Raw genomic sequence first — 21,308 nt, forward strand, 5'->3', positions numbered from 1 at the left:
TTTCCCCAAAATGTCACTGTATAAATTAGTGTACACTAATAATTCCCTATTATCCGCATTGCCTTTCCCGCTGTCTGTATTGCCTTCTCCGCCATCCCTATTTTCGTTCCCGCTGTCTGTACTTATCATATATAGTATCCCTGTCTGTCCGCAAAATATCACGCTGACCGTATCCTTTGGCAAAAAGGTAAAAAAATGCAGAAAAACAGCAGGGTATGCCCCGGCATCCCCGCTGTTTGTAATCTTTTGCTGCTGTCTGATTATATTCCAGGATTCCTACTTTTTTGCCGGCTCCTGAGGACCTGCGTGCTTATGCTCGGACAGGGGCATCACATGCATGTTTCCTCTCTGCTCATTCTCAGCCCAGAAAATGTCATCCGCCATCTTTGCCTCAGGATTGAACTCCACGCCCTCAAAGATATGCTTTACGAATTCCTTGTAGCCCACACGGTCAATGAGGTGGCCGCCGTGGAGATACTCCGGCTTGTAATCCAGGGCCCAGGCGGAAAACTTCTGCCAGTTGGCAAACATGCCCAGAATCACATCCTCTGTAACCCAGTTAAGGAACAGCTTGCCTGCCCTTGGGTTCTGCTTGCCCGTACGTCCTCCCAGGGTTACACGGTACAGTTTTTTATCTCCTCTGGTCCAGGCGCCGGTAGGACAAATCAGGGAACATTCGCCGCAGCCCACACAGCAGCAGGTATCCTTGTCAATCTTTCCGTTCTGATTCAGGCTCAGCACGCCTGTGGCATGGTGCTTGCAGGCATCCACGCAGGAACCGCAGCCAATGCACCGGTCAATGTCATAGACCTGCTTGTTGATGCCCATGATGCCGAAATCATTAAAGTTGGCCTTGACACAGTCATTGGGACATCCTGCCACTGCCACCTTGATGTGGTAATGGGAAGGGAATACCAGACGCTCAATCTTCCTGGCCAGCTCGTATGTATTTGCATTGCCCTTGATGCAGTGGGCGTTTCCGATACAGGACATAACATTCCTGGCCCCGATGGTGGGATAACCGTAATCCGTCACATCCATGTCCACGCCGCACATTTCCACATCCACATCATGGATATATCCCTTAATGTATTTATTTACTTCCTCAATGTTTTCATATTTCACGCCCGGTATGTCAAATGTCTGTCTGGTACCCAGGTGGAAGGTGCCGTTTCCAAAGCGCTCGCACAGGTCCTGCACCAGCTTTAAGTGCTTTGCCTCTATCATGGCTCCCGGCACACGCATCTGCAGCATGAACTCTCCTGCCACCTTGGACTGTCTGAAACAGTTGATTCTTACCTTTTTTATATCAATATCATGATTCATTCCTTCGCCACCCCTCTCTTAGTCAACCAGATACTTGGCCTGGGTATAATTGAACACAGGTCCGTCCAGACAGACATACACCTCATCAATGCGGCAGTGTCCGCATTTGCCCACGGCGCATGACATCTTGCGCTCAAAGGACATCCATATCTTTTCCTCCGGAACGCCCTGTTTAAGCACTTCCAGGCCGGTAAACTTCATCATGGGCGGCGGTCCTACCACCACAACGCTGTAGTCCTCTCCAAAATCCCGGAAGGGAATCCCTGACACAAACTCTGTGACAAAACCTGTCTCCCATCCATCCTTGTGGTCTGTATCCAGAGCATAGGTGGTGGTGAACTTCTCTTTCCAGCGGTCCAAATCATTCTTGAAAATGATTCCGTCCTCGTTCTTGAATCCGCTGATAAGGTGCACGCTCTTCACAAAATCCTCCTGGTCCCAGAACATGTTTAACATGCTCTTTACAGGCGCCAGTCCGGTGCCGCCGGTAATGACAACCATATGCTTGCCCTGGAACTGTTCCACCGGCCATCCCTTGCCGTAGGCTCCTCTTAAGAAAAGAATGTCTCCCGGCTGCTTCTCAAATATCTCGTCCGTCACCTTACCCACGGAACGGATGGTAAAATCCATCCAGCCGTCTCCAAAGGAGCTGACGGATATGGGCGCTTCCCCTACCTTTGGAATGGAAAGCTGCAGGAACTGTCCATGGGAAGGCCGGATATCCGTTTCCACCCTGAATGTATATTCATGAAGGCTCTCCCGCCTTACCTCGCGTATCTTACATGCCACTGGCTTCACTATATTATTCATGACTGCATCCCCTCTCCTATGCCTGCTTTCCAGCTTTTATTTCCTCAATGGCATCCGCCATCTTGTTCACTGTGGCCACGATGGATATGTACTCCGGACACCGGTCCATACACCGTCCGCATCCCACGCACATATGGTAGTCCTTGAACCTGGCCTTGTAATCGTGGAATTTGTGGAGCACCTTATAGCGCATCCTGTCCCCGGCCCTGTTCCTGAAGCTCATGCCGCCGGCCATGTCGGTAAAATCCTTTACCTGGCAGGAGGCGGAAGTTCTCTTGCGCTCCCCTACATTGTGGTTCTCATTGTATATGATATCCGTTGTGGTGAAACAGGTGCAGGTACTGCAGGCAACGGTGCAGGCGCCGCAGGAGATGCAGCGGCCGTCAAACTGCCTCCACATGGAATGTTCCTTAAGCTTTGTCAATACCTCCTTATCCGGAATCTCCGGCACGGTAAGGGTCAGCTCATTTTTTTCCACAAACCGGGGTTCATAAGGACATTCTTCCATGCCCTCAAAATAAGAGGCAAATGCATCATCCTTTACCTGGAATTCCAGTCCGTCTTCCCCAAAGCGGACTGCCATGGAATAATCATCGGTCCTGTTGGTTCCCATGCTGACGCAGAAACAGGTATCCCAGCCTTCGCCGCACTCCATCATCACAATCTTGACCTTTTCGTTCATACGCTTATAATATATATCCTCGTAACCGCCGTTGGTCAGATAAATCTTCTCCTGATGGTGCTGTGCATGGATGTCGCAGGGCCGCATAAAAATAAGCAGCTTCTTGGAAGTCGCCTTGCTTTCAATGAATTCATCCTCTGTGAAATAGAACAGGGACTGGGTAATGGGGCTTAAAACCTCCTTGGCCGGAAAATCCGATTTTTCCCTGTACTCAATTTCCTCTGCCCGGTCCACCCTGGCGTACTTAATCAGGTCTGTGTCGGAATACCTGCCCTTACCCACAAAACGTTTTGGCGCCCATATCTCATACTCTTCCTGAAGCTTTGCAAACATCCTGTCGGCATCCTTCAAATCCATTCTGTATCCCATGAAATGCCTCCTCCTTTATTCTTTTATCCCTTATATATACTCTATATTAAAAGGCTTATGTTATTATTATAACAACCCCCAAAAATAAAGTATAATTATATATTGTGATGGTCTAATAATAAAATTTTATCATTAAGGCATATTCCTGCCATTGGGTGTACAGGCAAACAGCAGCCATGGGAATCATCCCCGATGGCTGCTGCCTTTACGTTCTGTCAGTCTGTTCTCTTATCGCATATTACAAGTCAAAAATCTCAAAATCATCATCCTGTCCTTCCGGTTCTGCAGACTGCTGCTCTGCTTCCCTTCTGACAGCCGGCCGTTCCTGCTTCACAGGGGGCTTCTGCCTGGATGCCGGCGCCTGGGACGGCGTATGAGCCGGCGCCTGGGCTGGTGTCTGGACCGGTGCAAAGGCTGCCTGTGCCGGCCTTACCGGCTTCACAGACTTCTTCACCGGAATCTCCAGCTGAGGCTCTTCTTCAGGCTCGTATGCATCTTCATCCTCATCATAGATGTCCTGGTCCCCGTCCTCAGGCAGGTAATCGTCCTCAGGAAGGTCCCTGTAATCCTCATCGTCATCGTAGACAGAATCATCCTCATATTCCCGGGATTCATCGTACTCGCCAGAGTCCTGGTATTCCTCCCCGGCATAATCCTCATATGCCTCTGAATCCCCCGGAAGTTCAGGCTCCTCCGCATGTTCCTTCCTGCTGTTTCTGCCCCGGCTGCCCCGCGGTCCGTCCTTCTTGCCGCCAGTCTCTTCCCGGCTGCCGCCCTTTTTGCCGGAACCCTTGGTAAATACAACCACCAGAAGGATGACCAGCAGAATGACAGCAATGACAATGGTCACAATCAGCAGTATCTTAAGGAGACTGTAATCATCATAAATCTTGTCGTATGTAAGGGCCAGCTCATCATACACTTCCTTGGTCACGGAACCGCTGATGGCCGGGTCCTCAAAGTAACGCTGGATGGTCCTCTCATCATCCTTCATGTCATAACGGTAGAAGCCCTTTTCTCCGGCCTCGTTCATGCCGTACACAACACAGTACTGGTGCTCTGCCTCAGAACCCCATACCCAGCCCTGAACCTTGTGGCCGTCGATGTTGATGGTGCTCTCCTTGAAGCCTTCCGGAACCTTCACCTCCGGGTCGGGAGGAAGAATGGTGATGACGCGTTCAGCAATCCGCATCCGTACCTGGGAAGAAGCATCGCCGTCCGCTGCACTGGCGCCGCCCTCTGCCTTGGTCACCACAATGACGTATTCCTTGATGGTCTCCCCATCCTGGGCCGTCACACGGCAGGTCACGCGGTTCTCGCCCATCTGCAGGCCTTCGTTTCCGCTGACCACCTTGGTAGCGTTGTCGTCGGTACAGTCCGCGCTGACAATAACCTTATCCACATCCGTGCCAACGGTCACCGCATAGGTGTCCACATCCGGCGAAAATGCCGGTGTCAGGCTTCCGGGTGAAATCTGGAGGGATTTAAGGGTTGCATCCTTGGAAGCTGACTGGAGGGCGCTGATTGTCACAGTGGAGCTCCCCTGCTGGTTTACCGTCACTATCTGCGAGCTGGTATCATAAATCTCCTGGCTGGTAACCTCAATCTTGCTGGTCCCGGCTGCTATGGCATTGAAATTAAGGGTAAATGCAAGGGTACCCGTATTGGGCGTACCTGCATCACCGTGAACCCGGACAGCTCCCGCGCCTCCGTCCGCATTGGTGCCGTCCACAAATTCCAGTATGTTGGAATCATAGGAAAGCATCACATCCGCATTGGCCAGGTTATCGCTGCTGGTTATCTTCATATTCACCTTTACCTTGCCCCCAACTGTTGCCGAGGGGTCGGAAAAGGCGATTCTCGCATTTGCTGCAAAGGCCGTCATCATCTGTGCCGGCATCATGACTGTCATCAAGCACGCCATTGCCAGAACAGCAGCCGCATGTCTCATCCGTCTAATCATTATTATTTCCCACTTTCTGATTATAATGTCTTCCCTTTATCAGGACTGCACTTCTACAATGGTAACATTGCTTCCGCCTGGTCCGCTGCCGCTTCTGGAAGAACTGCCCGGTCCGCCCGAACCGCCTGGTCCGCCTCCGCTGCCGGAACTGCCGCTGCCTGAGCTGCCGTCCGGACTGACCGTACCGCCGGAACTGCCGCCGCCATATACGGGCGAGCCTGCGCTTCCCTGGGTGGGTCCGCCGTCCTGCTTCACCACATGGATGGTATAGGTCCTTACGCTTCCGTTCTGGGCCGTCACAGCAATGGAAATGTCATTTCCGCCATTCTGCAGGGAGACATTGCCTGCGCCGTCCACACGTGCATTGGAATCCGATGCATATGCGCTGACTGTAATATTGGACACAGAAGAATCCACAATCAGATTATATTCCTGGGTATCCCTGTTAAAGCTTGGCGTCAGATTGAAGCCGTCCACTCCAAGTCCGGACAGCTTGTTGTTGGGGCTGCCGTCTCCGGTTGGCGCCACACAGGGCTGCTCAGGCATGTTGTTGAATACAGGTATATGGAACTCCAGAGCCGTCTTTTTCAAATCAGACGTATAAGCCTGGGACAGCTTGGCCGCCTCCGAGGCAGCTCCCTGGATATTGCTCATATACTGGTGCTTATAAAGGTTTGACCCCTGGACATTGAATTTCTTCAGATAAAATGTATTCTGCCCAGCTTTCACATAATTATCCCCATAGTTCTGGGCGCCGCCCCGGATGGCCTTTTCCACCGTGTTCCAGGGCCGTCCGTAGGAACCGGACTGGGACGCAAACCTGAGTCCCATCTCAATGGCGGACACTGCGCCGGACTGGTATGCCTCCACATTAAAGAAGTTATAGTATCCCTCATAACCGGAATAGGAACCGGAGATAAGAGGGCTTGTACCATTATTGCCCTGCTCCTGAAGAATCATGGCCGCCAGCACATAAGGGCTTACCCCTGACTGACCGGCCGCCCCCATGATGATGTCTGCATAGGGAGCTGCCGCACCTGTGGAGCCGCCTCCCGGCGATGTGCCGGTCTGGTCCACCACATTATCGGACCCCGGCGAAGCCACAGGGCCGCTGGAAGAGCTGCCGCCGCTCTGTCCGGAGGGCGAGGGACCATTGGTGCTGCCGGAGCTGTCCTGTCCCGGAGCCACCAGGCTTACGCTGGTAGCCACCACATTGCGCTCCCTGCGCTCAATGGATGCGTGAGGCGGCTCCAGGCTCACTTCACCGCCGCTCCCCGAAGGACTGCTTCCCCCGGAGGAACTGCTTTCGGAGGAACCGCTTCCTCCCGGAGAGACGGCTGCCGCCCCTGAGCCGCCGGAGGAACCGGAGACTCCCGGTCCATGCTGTGTATCCTCATAGGTACTGCTGCGGCCAGGCCCTTTGGAAGAACCTGAGGAGCCGCCCGATGAACCGGAACTGCCTGACCCGGGTCCTTCCGAGGAAGCCCCTGGTCCGCTGGAAAAATCACTTCCCCCTGTTCCCGTGGAATTCGTTGTCCCTGACAGGAAGGAGCCGGATATAAGACTGTTCAGTCCTTCCTTTGTCTGGGTATTTGCATCATATTCATGGTTGAGGAACTGGAACACATAGGTCTCATCCAGAAAGTTCCTGGGGTCCATGTAATACCTTATAATATCCTCGGAAGCAGCCACCCAGTTGCTGCCGTCAAATCCTGTCCAGGTGCTGTTGTCCCAGTTATAGGCTCCGTTGGCAACCGATTTCCAGGAAGAAACACTGCCTGTGGCCACAAGGTTGCGCCCCAGCACAGACTCATTTTCAATGACCGTGTTCCAGTCCAGGCCTGTGTTCTTGGCCTTGAATACCCAATTAGGGTACTGGGCGTGAAGCTGCCTGAGCCCGTTCTTATAACTCTCCGGAAATCCCTGTGAGGTGAGATATGCTTCAAAATTAGAATCCGTGGTATAGGCCACCGGAAGCCTGATGTAAAGTGACGAGACATAGCCGGTGTTCACGGCACCGCCTGTGCCTGTGTATTGAATCTGATACCATGTATTGCCGTCTGTTCCGCGCTGCTCTCCGATAACGGTAACCGCTGCTCCCGCCGCAAGCCTGCCCACCGAGGAATAACCGGTGCCGGCCCCGCTGCGTACATTCAAAGAGGTGGCCTTAACCGTGGCCGCCCCTGTATATGCATAGGAATCAAACATTTTAAAAGGCGCTGCCACAGATGCCGGAAGCTCAACTGCCAGCATCAGTCCCAGCACAATCGCCAGGCCCCTTTTTAACTTTTTTCCCTTCATTATGTAAAAATCTCCTGTATCTTCATTCATATCCAGAATTCGTATGAATTTCTATTTTATGACATTAACCCTATTATAATGACAAAAGCGTTCATATGTCAACAAGAACGGCGGAAACTTCACATAATACAAAAATTTGTAAGAAAAGATTAAATAATGTGGCAAATCCTGGCATATTCTGCCCAAAGCCCCTTAAAACACCCTTCCCATCCCCTTATCCAAAGGTCTGTTTCCCCTTTCTGCCGTACCAGGGGCTGTTTGAAAATTCATTCCCGTCATCTGCATAGAAACAAATCCAGCACGCGGTCCGCGGCACGCCTCAGATTCAGCTTCTCCACGCCCTGCAATGCATAGACAGGGTACTTTCTTACCAGCACATCTCCCAGGTAATAATCCACGCTGCCCACCTGCTGCCCCTCCCTGACCGGAGCCATTAATATAGAAGGAACCTTCTTTTTTACCTGAACCTGTTCCCCCTCTCCCATCAGCAGTGTCAGATGCATATCATCCGGCTTAAGCACCATGGAAAGCTCCACCTGGTCCGTGGCGCCTTCTCCTTCCTTCCAGCACAGTCCTCCTGCCACTGGAACTCCTGCAAAGGTTTCCTCCCGGAACACATCCTTCATCTTAAAATGCTCCAATCCGTAATTATAGAGCTTTCTTGCATCCGACCATTTGTATGTCTTATGAGGCGGCCAACCGCAGCCCAGAAGAGCAATGACATAAGTCCTTCCCTGATTTTCCATGGCCCCCACATAGGAATAACCGGCGCCTCCGGTAAATCCAGTCTTTCCTGACAGCACTCCCTCCATCATAGTCAAAAACGCATTATGATTATTGCAGTTAAAGGAGCGCTTCCCCGCTGCATCCGTAAAATAGTGGTTCTGCGTCTGTGTTATCTTTAAAAATTCATCCTTGGCAGGCGACTCCGTCACACAATACCGCATAATCCTCGCCAAATCAGAGGCAGTGGTCGAATGGATGTGCTCCTTCCCCTGCTCATCCGTCTTCACCCCGTCCAGCCCGTTGGGCGTAATAAAATACGTATCCCGGCATTCCAGCCCGGCCGCCTTCTCATTCATCATGGAAGCAAATCCCTCCACGCTGCCCCCTATGTGCTCCGCTATCATCACAGCCGCATCATTGTAGGATTCCAGCATCAGGGCATACAAAAGGTCCTCCAGCCTGTACTCCTCCCCTTCCCGCACCCCCAGATGCACCTTGGGCTGGGAAGCCGCATTGGAAGACGCCTTCACCGTCTCCTCCCCCTTCCCTGCCTCCAGCGCCAGGATGCAGGTCATAATTTTCGTGGTGCTGGCCATGGGCCGGATGATATCCTGTCCCTTCCCATACAGTATCCTGCCGGTATCTCCATCCATAAGCACAGCCGACTGGGCATACAGCTTCAGGAAATCCCCTTCCCCCGCCGTCTCCCCGGCCCCTGCGGCGCCCGCTGTTCCCTTCACCGCCGCAGCCTCCTTCAGTCCGTCCCCCTGCACCCGGACCTCCCGCACCTGGGCTCCCAGCGTCTGCACCTGCTGTTCCCGGGCCTCCCATTCCTGACCCTCCTGCACTTCTTCCCGCACAGGTACCGCTGCCCAACTGTCTGCCGCCGCATATATCTGCGTACAGGCCAGTGAAATAATCAAAATTACCGAAAAAATCCAATGCTTCATAAGCGACGCCGCCTAGTTGGCTTTATTTTAATAGTATTCCTGATGGAAAATGAATATTACTGAGAAAATGGATTGAAAGGGTATGGTTGTGGGGTGCAACCAAACGCCAATCCTCCTCCCATCCCCATCCCCGTCCCCTCTCCCGCCCCATATCCCTCTTGCCCCCGAACACATATTCTGCTATGATATCTATAAACAAACTAAAACCTGAAAGGCCGGTGTTTTATGATGGGACAGGGAGAGCGTCTTATTTTTCATATTGATGTGAATTCAGCATTTTTGAGCTGGGAATGTGTGTACCGGCTATCCCAGGACCCGGAGGCCCTGGATTTGAGGACCATTGCTTCTGCGGTTGGCGGGGATGCCAAGTCGCGTCATGGAATTGTTCTGGCCAAGTCTCCTTTGGCCAGGAAGTATGGGGTCACCACCGGGGAACCCCTGGTCCAGGCCATGCGCAAGTGCCCGGAACTGGTGGTTGTTCCCTCCCGGTTTGATTTTTATATTAAGTGCTCCCGGCGCATGATGGAGCTTCTGGAACAATACACACCGGACCATGAAAGGTTCAGCATTGACGAGATTTTCCTGGATATGACCGGCACCATCCATCTCTTTGGCAGCCCCCTGAAGGTGGCCAATGAAATTCGGGAACGCATCAAAAAGGAACTGGGATTCACGGTAAATATCGGAATCTCCACCAACAAGCTTCTGGCCAAGATGGCCTCCGACTTTGAGAAACCGGATAAATGCCATACCCTGTTTCCCCAGGAGGTGCCTGATAAGATGTGGCCCCAGCCTATACGGGAATTGTTTTTTGTGGGAGGCGCTGCCCAGCGGAAGATGGAAAACCTGGGATTACATACCATCGGGCAGCTGGCCGGCTGCAACCTGGAGGTGCTTAAGTCCCATTTGGGAGAAAAATATGCAGTCCTCATCCACCAGTATGCCAATGGAATTGACCGGGACCCTGTGGCTGAAAAAGAGCCGGTAAATAAAGCATATGGAAACAGCATCACCCTTTCCAGGGATATATCCGACTATGAAAGCGCCTGCCAGGTCCTGCTCTCCCTCTGTGAGACTGTGGGCGCCAGGCTGAGGGCGGACCATGTGCTGTGCAATAATGTCTGCGTGGAGCTGCGGGACTGGGAGTTCAGGAATCAGTCCCACCAGATGGCCATACCGGAACCAACGGACTCCACCTCTGTTATTTATGAGTATTCCTGCCGCCTGCTTAAAGAATCCTGGAACATGACGCCTCTGCGGCTTATGGGGGTGCGTGCCGGCAAGATTTCCGATGACGGGTTCTCACAGATGAGCCTCTTTGACGACCCAAGTCTCCAGAAGAAAAAGGATTTTGAAAAAGCTGTGGATGCCATACGCAGCAAATATGGAATTGACAGCGTAAAGCGGGCCAGCTTCCTGCGAAAGGATGCTATTGTGGACCATGCTGCCAGCAAGAAGAAGCATTTGAATTAATATCCTGCGCAAAAGGTGATGGGAGTATATCAGAAAAACAGAGTTGAGGAATGGACATGAGACGGAGAGTTATATGTTATACCATTGGAGAAGGGCAGAATGGAGTTGATATCGGACGGTTTTTAAGGGCAAGAGGATTTTCCCACCGGCTGTTGGTGCGCATTAAGGCAGGTCGGGGGCTTTACGTGGAGGGAACCCCGGTGTACGCAGGTTACCGGCTTAAGACCGGGGAGACATTGGAGGTGACGCTGCCTGAAGAGGAGGATTCGGAGAACATTGTGCCGGTAAAGCTTCCTCTCTCCATTGTGTATGAGGATGAGGACATACTGGTCATCAATAAGGATGCGGGCGTGCCCATCCATCCTTCCCAGGGCCACCACGACAATACCCTGGCCAATGCTGTTTCCTGGTATTTCCATGAAAGAGGGGAGCCATTTACTTACAGGGTCATCAACCGCCTGGACAGGGATACCACCGGCCTGCTGGTCCTGGCCAGACACATGCTCAGTGCCTGCATCTTATCAGAACAGATGATTGGAAGGCGAATCAGACGTGAGTACAGGGCCATTGTCCTTGGTCATGCCCCGGAGGAAGGTACCATTGACAGCCCCATCGCCAGGGTGGAGGGTTCTACCATTGAACGCAGGGTGGACCCGGAGACAGGAGAAAGGGCTGTCACCCATTACCGTACCCTTCTTTATAACAAAGAAAGGGACCTGTCCCTGGTGAGTCTCAGCCTGGAAACAGGCAGGACACACCAGATACGGGTCCATATGAGGTCCATTGGACATCCCCTTCCCGGAGACTTCCTATATTGTCCGGATTACCGCTATATCAGCCGGCAGCCACTCCACTCTTATCGTCTGATGTTTGAACATCCCATTACAGGAGAATCCATGGATTTTACGGCCGGGCTGCCTGAGGATATGGAATGTCTCCTGCCGCCCGGCATGTGTCCGTAATATGTGATGCGGTTCTTAATTCCACCGGAGCCCCTTGGGATAGTGGTTTTTCATCATTCCGCCTGCACTCTTGGCCCAGCCCAGGCTGAAACCGCCGGTACAGACCAGCGTCCAGCCTTTCAGGCAACCCTCCGGCGCTCCTGCGTCCTCACTGAGGGTTTCGCCTTTCAGATACCGGATTACACTGTCTCCGCAGGGGGGCAGCTCCCAGGAGGATAGTACCTCCTCTTTTCTCAGCGCCAGTGCCAGTGCATGGGAGGGCTCAAAGCGGTTCTTTTTAAGTGTGCCCAGATGAAGGCCCGGGCGGAGAATCTTAAGCCCTTTTATATCCGGCATGTCGGCCGGCAGAAGATACAGCTGCTCACCGAACAGAACGTATTCTTTTCTTTCCAGGAACATTTCCGGCTCTGTCAGTGTGCTTCGTATGAATGGCCCATAATCCCTGAATACCTCCTTTCTCTTTCTGCTGTCCAGATACATCCTGTCCCGGTTTCCTGCTATTGCTCCATGGTCCGCCTCCCCATCCTTTTTTAAGACAGCCATAAAATGGCCCTCTCCCTCCAGAATGTGGGGCATAATGCGCATGGTCTTCTCCAGCCCCCAGCCATCTGCCTCCGGTCCTGCCCACCAGGGCTTTCCCCCGGTAAAGCCGGGATAAGCAGACACCTGTTCCACGCGGAATTCGGGGTGGCGTTTCAGGAAGGCCAGAACCGTTCCCTCATTCTCCTCCGGGGCAAAGGTACAGGTGGAATACACCATCCTGCCTCCAAAAGCCAGCATGGATGCCCCGTGGTCCAGTATTTCCCCCTGGCGGGCAGCGCACATCTTTACATGCTCCTCACTCCACTGGGCTCTGGCCTCTTCATCCTTGCGGAACATTCCTTCCCCTGAACAGGGGGCATCCACCACAATTTTATGGAAATAATGGTTAAATACCCTGGCCAGGCCGGATGCATCCTCATTGGACACCACCGCATTGCGCACTCCCATCCGTTCCATGTTCTGGGAGAGTATCCTGGCCCTGGCCGGGTGAATCTCATTGGACAGCAGGAATCCCCTGCCTCTCAGTCTGGAGGCAATGTGGCTGGACTTTCCTCCCGGCGCCGCGCACAAATCCAGTACGCGTTCTCCCGGTCTGGGGTCCAATAGCTCCACCACGGCCATGGCGCTGGGCTCCTGGATATAGTAGAGCCCCGCCTCATGGTAAGGATGCTTTCCGGGCCTGTTGTCCCCGGAATAATAATATCCTTCCTTCACCCATGGAATCCGCTGAAGGGTGAACCCTGTTTCCTGACTGACCCGCTGTGCCAATTCAGCTGCTCCGGCCTCTTCCCAGTTTTCCCCTGCGCCCTGAATCCCATCCGGAAACTTAAGACGGTTGAACCGCAGTCCCTGGACCCGCTCCTTGTCATAGCTGGCCGCAAAGGCAGGGTATTCATCTCCTAATAATTCTCTCATCCGTTCTTCAAACCGTATCGGTAAATCTGCCATACTTTCCTGTTTCCTATTCTTTATCAATATTATGCCTGCCCACGGCACATAAAATAAATGAGCTGCTGCATCCATGATACAGCAACCCACTTCATCCTTCAATCCTTTATTCTGAATTACAGTATTATCTTGTAATCGTCTCCGCCCTCACCGTTCACCACATAGTAGGCTGCGCCCTCATTTGCAACAATGTACAAATCAATGGTCTTAATCTCAACACCCCTGTGTGATTTCTTAAATGCCTTCACAGCCTGGTCCAGCACATCCTTTGCCACAAGGTCCTTGCCGTCAAACTGGAAATGTACGGCTGCCTTTGGCTCTGCTGCCTTTTTAGCGGATGTCTTTTTTACAGTCTCTTTTTTAGCTGCTGCTTTGGGAGCTGTCTCTTTCTTGGCCGTCTCCTTGGGAGCAGCCGCCTTCTTGACTGCTGTCTTAGCGGTTGTTGTCTTCTTAGCTGCTGTCTTTTTAGCCGGAGCTTTTACTTCCTTCTCAACAGGAGCTGCTTCTGCCTTCACCGGAACTGCTGCCTCTGCCTTTGCTTCTACTTTCTCCGGAACTGCTGGTTTTGCTTCTGTCTTGGCCTCTGCCGGCTTAACCGCCTCCGCTGCCGCCTTTACAGTTGCCTTAACATCTTTCTTTTCTACCATAGTCCATATCCTCCCTAATTTTGAATAATGGCTGTACGAGTAATCCCTAGATGCATTAAGGGCATTATAAAATGGTTTTTTCCATTTGTCAATAAATTCACTTGAAAAATCGACTGTCTCCTGCAAAAAACCTCACAGCTTGACCCATTCTTAATGCGTTCCGTCAGCTGACGCCCGGCCCGGCTGATGAGCCGGACTGTGGTGTCTGAAAGGCCGGTCCGTACCCTTCTGTGGTTCCGGGTGACGGCTGCGGCTCTGCCGGCGCTGCGGTTGTCTGGTCCGCAGGCTGTATGATAACCTGAGGCTGTGATGGCTGCGGCGCTGTCTCCGGCGGTACTGCCTGGGATGGCAGTGTCCCCTCCGGAATATCCGGATTTTGGACCGGCGGTGCCTGGGTGGGCGCCGGCGCTGTCTGTGCCGGTACCGGCTGCGCAGCCGCAGTCTCCTGAGGCGCCCTGCCTGAAGACTGGCTGGATTTCCTGCTCTCTGTACCCGGAAGGTCATAGCAGATAACGGGCATCCCCGCATACACATTATCAAAAAGCTCTTTGGCCTTGTCGTAGGGCATGTTCACACAGCCATGGGACCCGCCGCTCTTATAAATGGAACCGCCAAAGCTGGACCTCCAGCTGGCGTCATGGAAACCAATACCTCCGTTAAAGGGCATCCAGAATTTAACCGGGCTGGCATATCCCTCCCCTTTCAGCACAGCGTCCCTTTGTTTGTATGTAATGGAGAAAATTCCCGGAGGCGTGGTATGTCCTCTGGAAACATTGCCGGAGACAAAATCTGACTCCAGCACCTTCTCACCATCCTTGTAAAAAATCAGATGCTGGGCCGTCAGGTTCACCTCCGCATAGGTGCCGCCATAATCCGGCCCGTCGTGGCTTGCGGCTGTCTGCAAATAGACCGGCTCCCTGGTAACATTTTCCCCTGTTTCCAGAATCCCAAGCAACTCCTTTGTCTCCTGGGACTGGTTGATTCTCCACCCGTAAAAACCGGACACCTCCACGCTCTGTCCGTAGCTGGTGGCAAAGGAGCGCTTTGTGTATGCTGTGTTATACCTGGTGCCCAGGCTCTTTACATAGGCTGCCGCCTGGTCCGGGTCAATGGATACCTGTTCCCCGTCAGCCACCAGCCATTGATGTATCTCATCCCCGTCCAGCACTTCTGTCTTGCTGCCGAAGGTATAGGTCACAGTCATATTTACATAGCGGTTCCTGGCATCTCTGGCAGCTGCCAGGGAGGAATTATCACTGCGGATGGACGGGGCCTTGTAACACCCCAGGGCATCCAGGTCCAATTCCGGGGCAAGACTGGATATGGCCTGCTCCGCCTGTTCCCTGACTTTCCCCATATCCAGGGTGGTTCCCTCTGTCTCCGGCACAATGGAATACCCCTGTCCCCTGACATAGTCGGACAGGTAAGCGTCCGAGGGCGGGACAGCCCGGCTGCTGTCAAAACAGGACAGTCCCTCCAGTGTCTGCCCCAGTGCATCGTCATCGTAGGCAATCATGGTCCGTATATCATAGGATGGTCCCTTAAGCAGGTATCTGGGCCAGCGGAAGGGATTCTGCTGGCGTATGATTTCCTCCAGGCTTCCGTCAAACACAGTATGAAGGCCGATTTCATCCCCGGTTATAATCTCATGTTCCTCCCCCCGGAGCCTGAGCACAAGCCCGTACCCGTTTACACCGGAGGCCATAAGTCCCTTCACATCCTCCACGGTCTTCCCTGATACGTCCATTCCGTTGATGACTGTATGGGGAAAGTATGTATTCCGGTATCCCAGGGCTTTGTATACATAGACTCCCATCAGCACAATACCGGCCATTAACAGAACCATGGCCCCTGCCTTCCAGCTCAGGATTTTAGGAAGGGGGCTGTTCCCCTGTACATCCGGGTTTCTTGTTTCCCGGTCCCCGGCTTCCCATCCTTCCTGTGCCTTGTTATCCTTCTCCTGGTCCGTCTGTGCCTTGTTATCCTTCTCCCGGTCTGCCTGGGCCTTACCCTCCTGCTGCCTGCGTTCCTGTGCCCTGCTCTCTGCCAGCTCCTTCTGGCGCTGCCTGAAAGCCTCCCTGCTGCGGCTGCGGCGGGGACGGCTTTCCCCGCTGCGGGCAGGTATGGATTCCACCTTGTTTTTATCTTCCCTCATGCACCTTTACCTTTCTATGTCTTCTAACAGTCTCATCACCTGGCTCTCCCCATATACTTCAATCCCATGTTCCTTCAGACATGCGGCGCAGACACCGTCTCCGCCCTTAAGCGTGCCGGTAAATGTGCCGTCATAAACCTGCCCGCTTCCGCAGGAAGGACTTCTCTCCTTTAAAATGGCTGCCTGACAGCCGTACAGCCGGGCCAGCTTAAGTACTTCCCCGGCGCCTTTTTCATACGCTGCCGTGACATCCGCTCCATCCCTTGTGATGACTCCGTCTCCCACCCGCTCCGCCGGTGTCCTGGGCGTGGCCAGACCGCCCATGATTTCCGGACAGACTGGTATCAGATGGTGTCTGCTTAACAGCTCCTCTGCCTGGGAAATCAGTACGCCGCGGCCGTCATATCTGCATTCCACTCCCAGCAAACAGGCGCTTACCAGTATATTCATATTCTTCATCCTTCCATTTATGTATGTTTCTGTCTGACAGCCCGCAAACCGTCCTGTTAAAACAGTCTCCGGTTGTCCTTCAGCACCTTCCCGCTCAGCAGGATAAATGTTGTGGATGCGGCTGCACAGGCCATGATGTCCGATATGGGCTCAGCATAGAACACAGCCTCCACACCAAAATAACGGGGCAGCAAAAGCATGCCCAGGAAATAGACCGACTTTCTGAACATGGACAGGCTGATGGCCACCTTTGCGATTCCCATGCCTGTAAAACCGTCCACCACCGTATATTCCACTGCCAGCGGAATGATACACAGGGTAAAAATCCGGATTGCCCATTCCGTAACCTGGACATAGGACATTTCCCTTGTAAATATCCTGACAAAATACCCGGGGCCTGCCTGGGCAATGATGAACATGACCGTTGTAAATGCAATGGACAATAGCAGCACATGCTTCTCTGCCTTCCGTATACGGTCAGGGCGGCCTGCACCATAATTATAACCCATGACCGTCTGTGTTCCACCGGTAATTCCTCCCAGCGGCATAGTAATAATCAGCATGAAGCTCTGCACAATGGTATTGCAGGTGAGAAGCATGTCGCTTCTCTCAGGTCCCCCATAGCTGCTTATTATCATGTTCATGACAATGATGAGCAGGCTGTCCGAGGCAATAATCAGGAATGGGGACAGGCCAACTAACAGCACCTGCTTCATGGTCTTCCACCGGTATCCCCCAAAGGTAATCCGCACCAAAGGCCGCTTACCAAACAGGAACAGCAGCACATAAATGCAGGACGCCATCTGTGACAGCACGGTTGCAATGGCTGCTCCCCGGACCCCCATATTCATCACAAAGATAAACACCGGGTCCAGAACAATATTGCTGACAGCTCCCAGCACCACGGATTTCATACCCACCGTAGCAAATCCCTGGCATATGATAAACTGGTTCATGCCCGCGGAAATGAGGGCAAATGCAGTGCCTGTCAGATACCAGCTCATATACTGGTTTGCATAGGGAAATATGGCAGGACCTGCGCCGAAAAACACCAGAAGCTGGTCCTTGAACAAATAGGACACTGTCATGATGATAAGGGCCATGCCTGTCAAAAGGGCAAAGCAGTTGGCCACCATCTGGGTGGCAGCCCTCTCATTCTTCTGTCCCAGACGAATACTCATGAGAGGCGCTCCTCCCACTCCAATCCAGCTGGCAAAGGATGATATAAGGGTGACCACAGGACCGCATATTCCCACGCCGGCCAGGGCCAGGGCGCCCACCTCCGGAATATTTCCAATGTACATACGGTCCACAATGCTGTACATCACATTCACAAATTGAGCCAGCATGGAAGGAAATGCCAGCCTCCACACCAGCCCTCTGACTTTATCTGTATCCAGATTATTCTCCACTTTCAACTCCGTCTTCTCCTGATTACATTTTATTCCTTATTTACCTCAACAGCCGGCTGTCATACCTCTTTATGCCGGAATCGTTCGATATCCTTGACAAGGATACACACGCTGTCCGTGATACCCTTAAATGCACCGTAATGGTACAGGTTCACAAACAGCAGGCCTATGGGCACGGCCAGAATCATTCCCGCGATTCCGTCCGCCTTAAATCCCAGATACAGCAAAAACAGCGTGATAAGGGGGGGCAGGCCCATACTGTCTCCCACCAGCTTCGGCTGTACAATCTGTCTGGTTACCTGGGTTAATACGTATATAAGCAGCAGCCCTGCCGCAAAGGCGTACTCGCCTCCCAGAAGCTTGATAAGCCCCCACGGAAGAAGGGCTGTTCCTGTTCCAAACACAGGCAGGAAATCCAGGAAAGCAATGAGAAAAGCCCACAAGGGACCGTATCCCACTCCCAGAACTAAAAACCCAACCGTGAGAATCAGCCACACCACTGCCATGATTTTAAACTGGGCCATAAAATAGCTCCCTATAAGATGGCGCACCTCACCCTTCAGATACAGCCCGTAGTGGCCTGCCCATTGGGGCGTATGGGCTTTTATGACTGCCAGGATGCGGTCCCTGTCCACGATAAAGAAGTACGCAGACAGGATGGTGACCACGGTATAGACCAGGATAGCCGGAAGGCTTTTCGCCACAGTCCCGGCCGCCTCCACGGTGGGGGATGCAATCTTCTCCACAACCGTTCCCATATAGCTTCCCAGATTATTACCGAACTGGGCCCAGCTCTGCTGTATGCTGTCAGGCATAAAATCAAACAGGTGCTCCAGCTGTTCCATGCTGCGGGCCACATCCCCTTCAATACCGGCATAGAGCCCGGGAAGGTCCATTATGAACTGGCGCAGCAGGACAAAGGTTCTTGACACCAGAAGATATAAAAGTCCGATGACAAGGGCCAGGGCCGCCGCCACAATGACAATGGAGCTGTGCCTGCGCACCAGCCTCATCCGGCGCTCCAGGAAACGAACCAGGGGATTGGCTATCATTGCTATCACCCAGCCTATGACAAATGGCATGAAAAACTTCAAAAGCCTTGGTCCCAGCAGGCAGATTAAAAGCCAGCCCGTCAACGGGATTACTATATTAAGTATAAGACGAAGATAATGCTTCCAGCCTGTTTCTTCCATCATATCCATCTCTCCTGCCTGCACACAGCCTTTATTCAGAATCCTCTGTTTCCTTCCACTCCCTCAGATACTGCTCCAGGAACCGGAACAGGGCGTCCATCTCCTGGTCCGTGCCAATGCTGACGCGCAGGCTGTTGTCCAGCCTGGGCGCATTGAAATAGCGCACGTAAATCCGCTCCCTTTTCAGCGCGTCGAACATGGCCCTGGCCGGAACACGCGCATGGGTAACCAGGATGAAATTCGTCATGGAATCCGGGAAGGTGAATCCAAGCTCTGCAAACCGTTTCTTGGAGCGCTCCCTGGTAGCTATGATTTTTGCCTTTGCCGCCTCAAAATATGCCCTGTCTTTTACGGCCTGGACACCTGCAATCTGGGACGGCAGGTTCATGGTATAGGAGTTATAGGAATATTTTACATCATTCAGCGCTTTAATCAATACAGGGCTTCCCAGGGCAAAGCCGATGCGCACCCCTGCCATGGAACGGGACTTGCTGAAGGTCTGGACCACCAGCAGGTTATCATACCTGGGCAGAAGCTCTCTGGCGGAGGGGCCTGCAAAGTCGATGTATGCCTCATCCACCATAACAATCACATCCTGGTTGGCCTTTAGGATTTCCTCCACCTGGTCCAGGGGCATGTAGATGCCGGTAGGCGCATTGGGGTTTGGGAATATGATTCCCCCATTTTCCCCTTTATAATCCTCAGGAAGGATGGCCAGGTTCCCGTCTAACGCCGGTGTCTCATAAGGAATCCGGTACAGGTCAGCCCATACCTTGTAAAAGGAGTAGGTGATATCCGGAAACAGCACCGGCTTTTTGGAGTTAAAAAAGGTCAGGAAGGACATGGCTATGACATCGTCAGAGCCAACCCCCACAAACACCTGGTCCTGCCCCACTCCGTAAAATTCCGCCAGGGCTTTCACAAGCTCTGCCGAGGACGGGTCGGGATATTTGCGCAGCCGGTCCGCATCCATCTCCTTTAAAGCCTTTTCCACGCCCGGTGCAGGCGGGTATGGATTTTCATTGGTATTCAGTTTTATCAGTTTATCGCCTGCCGGCTGGTCCCCGGGTACATAGGGAACCACCTGGCGTATGTTCATTTCCCATGGTTTCATGTCTGCTTTCCTCCTGAATTCTGACTCACTGCCGCTTCACGGCCCAGGTCCCTATGCCTGCTTCCCGAGTCCGTAATCTGCGGCCACCTTTGCAAAGGCGGGAAGGGAACGCTCAATCTGCTCATAGGACACGCAGTAGGAAATGCGCACATAGCCGGGGCATGCAAAGGAGGTGCCCGGAACAACCAGTACATTGTACTTCTTACAGTTCTCACAGAATTTCTTTTCATCGGCCTCCGGAGACTTGACAAAAAGGTAAAAAGCGCCCTGGGGCTTGATGCACTGGAATCCCAGGTCCTTAAGCCCGTTGTAGAGCAGGTTCCTGTTCCTGTCATATGCCTCCAGGTTTACCTGGGCGTCCAGGCAGCGCATGACAACCCTCTGCATCAGGGACGGGGCGTTGACGCAGCCCAGCACCCGGTTTGCAATGGTGGCTGCATTGAACACTTCCTCACTGTCCTTTAAGGCATTGGGAATCACCAGATAACCGATACGCTCTCCCGGCAGGGACAGGGACTTGCTGTAGGAGTAGCAGATAACGGTGTTGTCATAGACATTGGTCACGTAGGGCACTTCCACGCCGTCGTAGGCCAGTTCCCTGTAGGGCTCGTCGGACAGCAGCACGATGTCTGTGCCAAATTCCTTTTCCTTGGCCCGCATGATATCGGCCATCTTTGTAAGGGTTTCCAGGGAATACACCACGCCGGTAGGGTTGTTGGGGGTATTGATGATGACAGCCTTGGTCCTTGCGTTTATCTTCTGCTCAAATTCTGCCAGATTAGGCTCAAAATCCCTTGTATCCGGTGAAATGACCACCAGGTTTCCATCGTAATTGCGGACATAATTTCCATACTCCACAAAATAAGGTGCAAAGGCAATGACTTCATCCCCCGGATTCAGCAATGTCTTCAAAATCACATTCAGGCCGCTGGCAGCCCCCACGGTCATCAGGATGTTATTCCGGCAAAAGCTGGTGCCGAAACGTTTATTCAGTGATTCGGCCACGGCCTGTCTCACGTCCTCGTAGCCGGCATTGCTCATATAACCATGGACAAAGGTGGACTCTTCTTCCTTCAGGATATCACAGATTGCCTGGTTCACCTCTGCCGGGGCCGGCACATTGGGGTTGCCCAGACTGAAATCGTACACATTCTCCGCTCCGTGGATGGCAGCCAGACGCTTGCCCTCCTCAAACATGGCGCGGATGGCGGAATTGTTGTTGACTAATGGTTTCATTTTCTCTGATATCATACTTATGTCCTCTCTTTCTCCCTGATGGCGGAC

Annotated in this window: 16 protein-coding genes; 2 read left to right on the top strand and 14 right to left on the bottom strand. The window is 52.8% G+C overall.

What is annotated here, in order from left to right; genetic code table 11:
- Positions 1–276: 276 nt before the first annotated feature.
- The 6 genes from asrC to FGS84_RS12335 all read right to left on the bottom strand — a co-directional run bounded on the left by asrC (position 277) and on the right by FGS84_RS12335 (position 9,127).
- A complete protein-coding gene (asrC, locus tag FGS84_RS12310) occupies positions 277–1,326 on the bottom strand; it encodes a sulfite reductase subunit C (RefSeq protein WP_138308646.1) in 1,050 nt (349 codons plus the stop codon).
- A gap of 18 nt (positions 1,327–1,344) precedes the next feature.
- Positions 1,345–2,136 carry an anaerobic sulfite reductase subunit AsrB gene (gene asrB / locus FGS84_RS12315; protein ID WP_138308649.1) on the bottom strand — a complete coding sequence of 264 codons (792 nt, stop codon included), beginning with the start codon at positions 2,134–2,136 and terminating at the stop codon, positions 1,345–1,347.
- A gap of 16 nt (positions 2,137–2,152) precedes the next feature.
- Positions 2,153–3,187: an anaerobic sulfite reductase subunit AsrA gene (gene asrA / locus FGS84_RS12320; protein ID WP_138308651.1), complete on the bottom strand. Its 1,035-nt coding sequence runs from the start codon at positions 3,185–3,187 to the stop codon at positions 2,153–2,155.
- A gap of 238 nt (positions 3,188–3,425) precedes the next feature.
- The gene (locus FGS84_RS12325; protein ID WP_138308652.1) at positions 3,426–5,150 is read right to left on the bottom strand and encodes a cadherin-like beta sandwich domain-containing protein; all 1,725 of its coding nucleotides are present in this window, start codon (positions 5,148–5,150) and stop codon (positions 3,426–3,428) included.
- 39 nt (positions 5,151–5,189) lie between these two features.
- The gene (locus tag FGS84_RS12330) at positions 5,190–7,451 is read right to left on the bottom strand and encodes an SH3 domain-containing protein (protein WP_138308654.1); all 2,262 of its coding nucleotides are present in this window, start codon (positions 7,449–7,451) and stop codon (positions 5,190–5,192) included.
- Between the two features lie 275 nt (positions 7,452–7,726).
- On the bottom strand, positions 7,727–9,127 hold the full coding sequence (locus tag FGS84_RS12335) for a D-alanyl-D-alanine carboxypeptidase family protein (RefSeq protein WP_243129956.1): 1,401 nt from the start codon (positions 9,125–9,127) through the stop codon (positions 7,727–7,729).
- A gap of 228 nt (positions 9,128–9,355) precedes the next feature.
- On the opposite strand from FGS84_RS12335, the gene FGS84_RS12340 reads away from it, so the two are divergent.
- Complete coding sequence (locus FGS84_RS12340; RefSeq protein ID WP_347563832.1) at positions 9,356–10,600, top strand: DNA polymerase IV; 1,245 nt, start codon at positions 9,356–9,358, stop codon at positions 10,598–10,600.
- Positions 10,601–10,656: 56 nt separating this feature from the next.
- Complete coding sequence (locus tag FGS84_RS12345) at positions 10,657–11,562, top strand: RluA family pseudouridine synthase (protein ID WP_138308659.1); 906 nt, start codon at positions 10,657–10,659, stop codon at positions 11,560–11,562.
- Between the two features lie 15 nt (positions 11,563–11,577).
- Here the strand turns inward: FGS84_RS12345 and FGS84_RS12350 are convergent, their stop codons facing one another.
- The 8 genes from FGS84_RS12350 to FGS84_RS12385 all read right to left on the bottom strand — a co-directional run bounded on the left by FGS84_RS12350 (position 11,578) and on the right by FGS84_RS12385 (position 21,275).
- On the bottom strand, positions 11,578–13,053 hold the full coding sequence (locus FGS84_RS12350) for an RsmF rRNA methyltransferase first C-terminal domain-containing protein (RefSeq protein WP_138308662.1): 1,476 nt from the start codon (positions 13,051–13,053) through the stop codon (positions 11,578–11,580).
- Between the two features lie 116 nt (positions 13,054–13,169).
- Entirely contained in the window at positions 13,170–13,700 is a 531-nt protein-coding gene (locus FGS84_RS12355) for a DUF6465 family protein (protein WP_138308664.1), read from the bottom strand.
- A gap of 163 nt (positions 13,701–13,863) precedes the next feature.
- The gene (locus FGS84_RS12360) at positions 13,864–15,855 is read right to left on the bottom strand and encodes a L,D-transpeptidase family protein (protein ID WP_138308666.1); all 1,992 of its coding nucleotides are present in this window, start codon (positions 15,853–15,855) and stop codon (positions 13,864–13,866) included.
- A gap of 6 nt (positions 15,856–15,861) precedes the next feature.
- A complete protein-coding gene (locus FGS84_RS12365; protein WP_138308668.1) occupies positions 15,862–16,305 on the bottom strand; it encodes a DUF523 domain-containing protein in 444 nt (147 codons plus the stop codon).
- 56 nt (positions 16,306–16,361) lie between these two features.
- Positions 16,362–17,717 carry an MATE family efflux transporter gene (locus FGS84_RS12370; RefSeq protein ID WP_330641153.1) on the bottom strand — a complete coding sequence of 452 codons (1,356 nt, stop codon included), beginning with the start codon at positions 17,715–17,717 and terminating at the stop codon, positions 16,362–16,364.
- 59 nt (positions 17,718–17,776) lie between these two features.
- On the bottom strand, positions 17,777–18,913 hold the full coding sequence (gene ytvI / locus FGS84_RS12375; RefSeq protein WP_138308671.1) for a sporulation integral membrane protein YtvI: 1,137 nt from the start codon (positions 18,911–18,913) through the stop codon (positions 17,777–17,779).
- Positions 18,914–18,941: 28 nt separating this feature from the next.
- Positions 18,942–20,024 carry a histidinol-phosphate transaminase gene (gene hisC, locus FGS84_RS12380; protein WP_138308674.1) on the bottom strand — a complete coding sequence of 361 codons (1,083 nt, stop codon included), beginning with the start codon at positions 20,022–20,024 and terminating at the stop codon, positions 18,942–18,944.
- A gap of 51 nt (positions 20,025–20,075) precedes the next feature.
- The gene (locus tag FGS84_RS12385) at positions 20,076–21,275 is read right to left on the bottom strand and encodes a pyridoxal phosphate-dependent aminotransferase (protein WP_138308677.1); all 1,200 of its coding nucleotides are present in this window, start codon (positions 21,273–21,275) and stop codon (positions 20,076–20,078) included.
- Positions 21,276–21,308 lie beyond the last annotated feature (33 nt).

The sequence above is a fragment of the Clostridium sp. 1001271st1 H5 genome (assembly GCF_005845215.1).
Classification (GTDB): domain Bacteria; phylum Bacillota; class Clostridia; order Lachnospirales; family Lachnospiraceae; genus Enterocloster.

Coding starts and splice junctions, on each gene's coding strand:
- asrC (WP_138308646.1), bottom strand. CDS start 1,326: ATGAATCATGATATTGATATAAAAAAGGTAAGAATCAACTGTTTCAGA.
- asrB (WP_138308649.1), bottom strand. CDS start 2,136: ATGAATAATATAGTGAAGCCAGTGGCATGTAAGATACGCGAGGTAAGG.
- asrA (WP_138308651.1), bottom strand. CDS start 3,187: ATGGGATACAGAATGGATTTGAAGGATGCCGACAGGATGTTTGCAAAG.
- FGS84_RS12325 (WP_138308652.1), bottom strand. CDS start 5,150: ATGATTAGACGGATGAGACATGCGGCTGCTGTTCTGGCAATGGCGTGC.
- FGS84_RS12330 (WP_138308654.1), bottom strand. CDS start 7,451: ATGAAGGGAAAAAAGTTAAAAAGGGGCCTGGCGATTGTGCTGGGACTG.
- FGS84_RS12335 (WP_243129956.1), bottom strand. CDS start 9,127: ATGAAGCATTGGATTTTTTCGGTAATTTTGATTATTTCACTGGCCTGT.
- FGS84_RS12340 (WP_347563832.1), top strand. CDS start 9,356: ATGGGACAGGGAGAGCGTCTTATTTTTCATATTGATGTGAATTCAGCA.
- FGS84_RS12345 (WP_138308659.1), top strand. CDS start 10,657: ATGAGACGGAGAGTTATATGTTATACCATTGGAGAAGGGCAGAATGGA.
- FGS84_RS12350 (WP_138308662.1), bottom strand. CDS start 13,053: ATGGCAGATTTACCGATACGGTTTGAAGAACGGATGAGAGAATTATTA.
- FGS84_RS12355 (WP_138308664.1), bottom strand. CDS start 13,700: ATGGTAGAAAAGAAAGATGTTAAGGCAACTGTAAAGGCGGCAGCGGAG.
- FGS84_RS12360 (WP_138308666.1), bottom strand. CDS start 15,855: ATGAGGGAAGATAAAAACAAGGTGGAATCCATACCTGCCCGCAGCGGG.
- FGS84_RS12365 (WP_138308668.1), bottom strand. CDS start 16,305: ATGAATATACTGGTAAGCGCCTGTTTGCTGGGAGTGGAATGCAGATAT.
- ytvI (WP_138308671.1), bottom strand. CDS start 18,913: ATGATGGAAGAAACAGGCTGGAAGCATTATCTTCGTCTTATACTTAAT.
- hisC (WP_138308674.1), bottom strand. CDS start 20,024: ATGAAACCATGGGAAATGAACATACGCCAGGTGGTTCCCTATGTACCC.
- FGS84_RS12385 (WP_138308677.1), bottom strand. CDS start 21,275: ATGATATCAGAGAAAATGAAACCATTAGTCAACAACAATTCCGCCATC.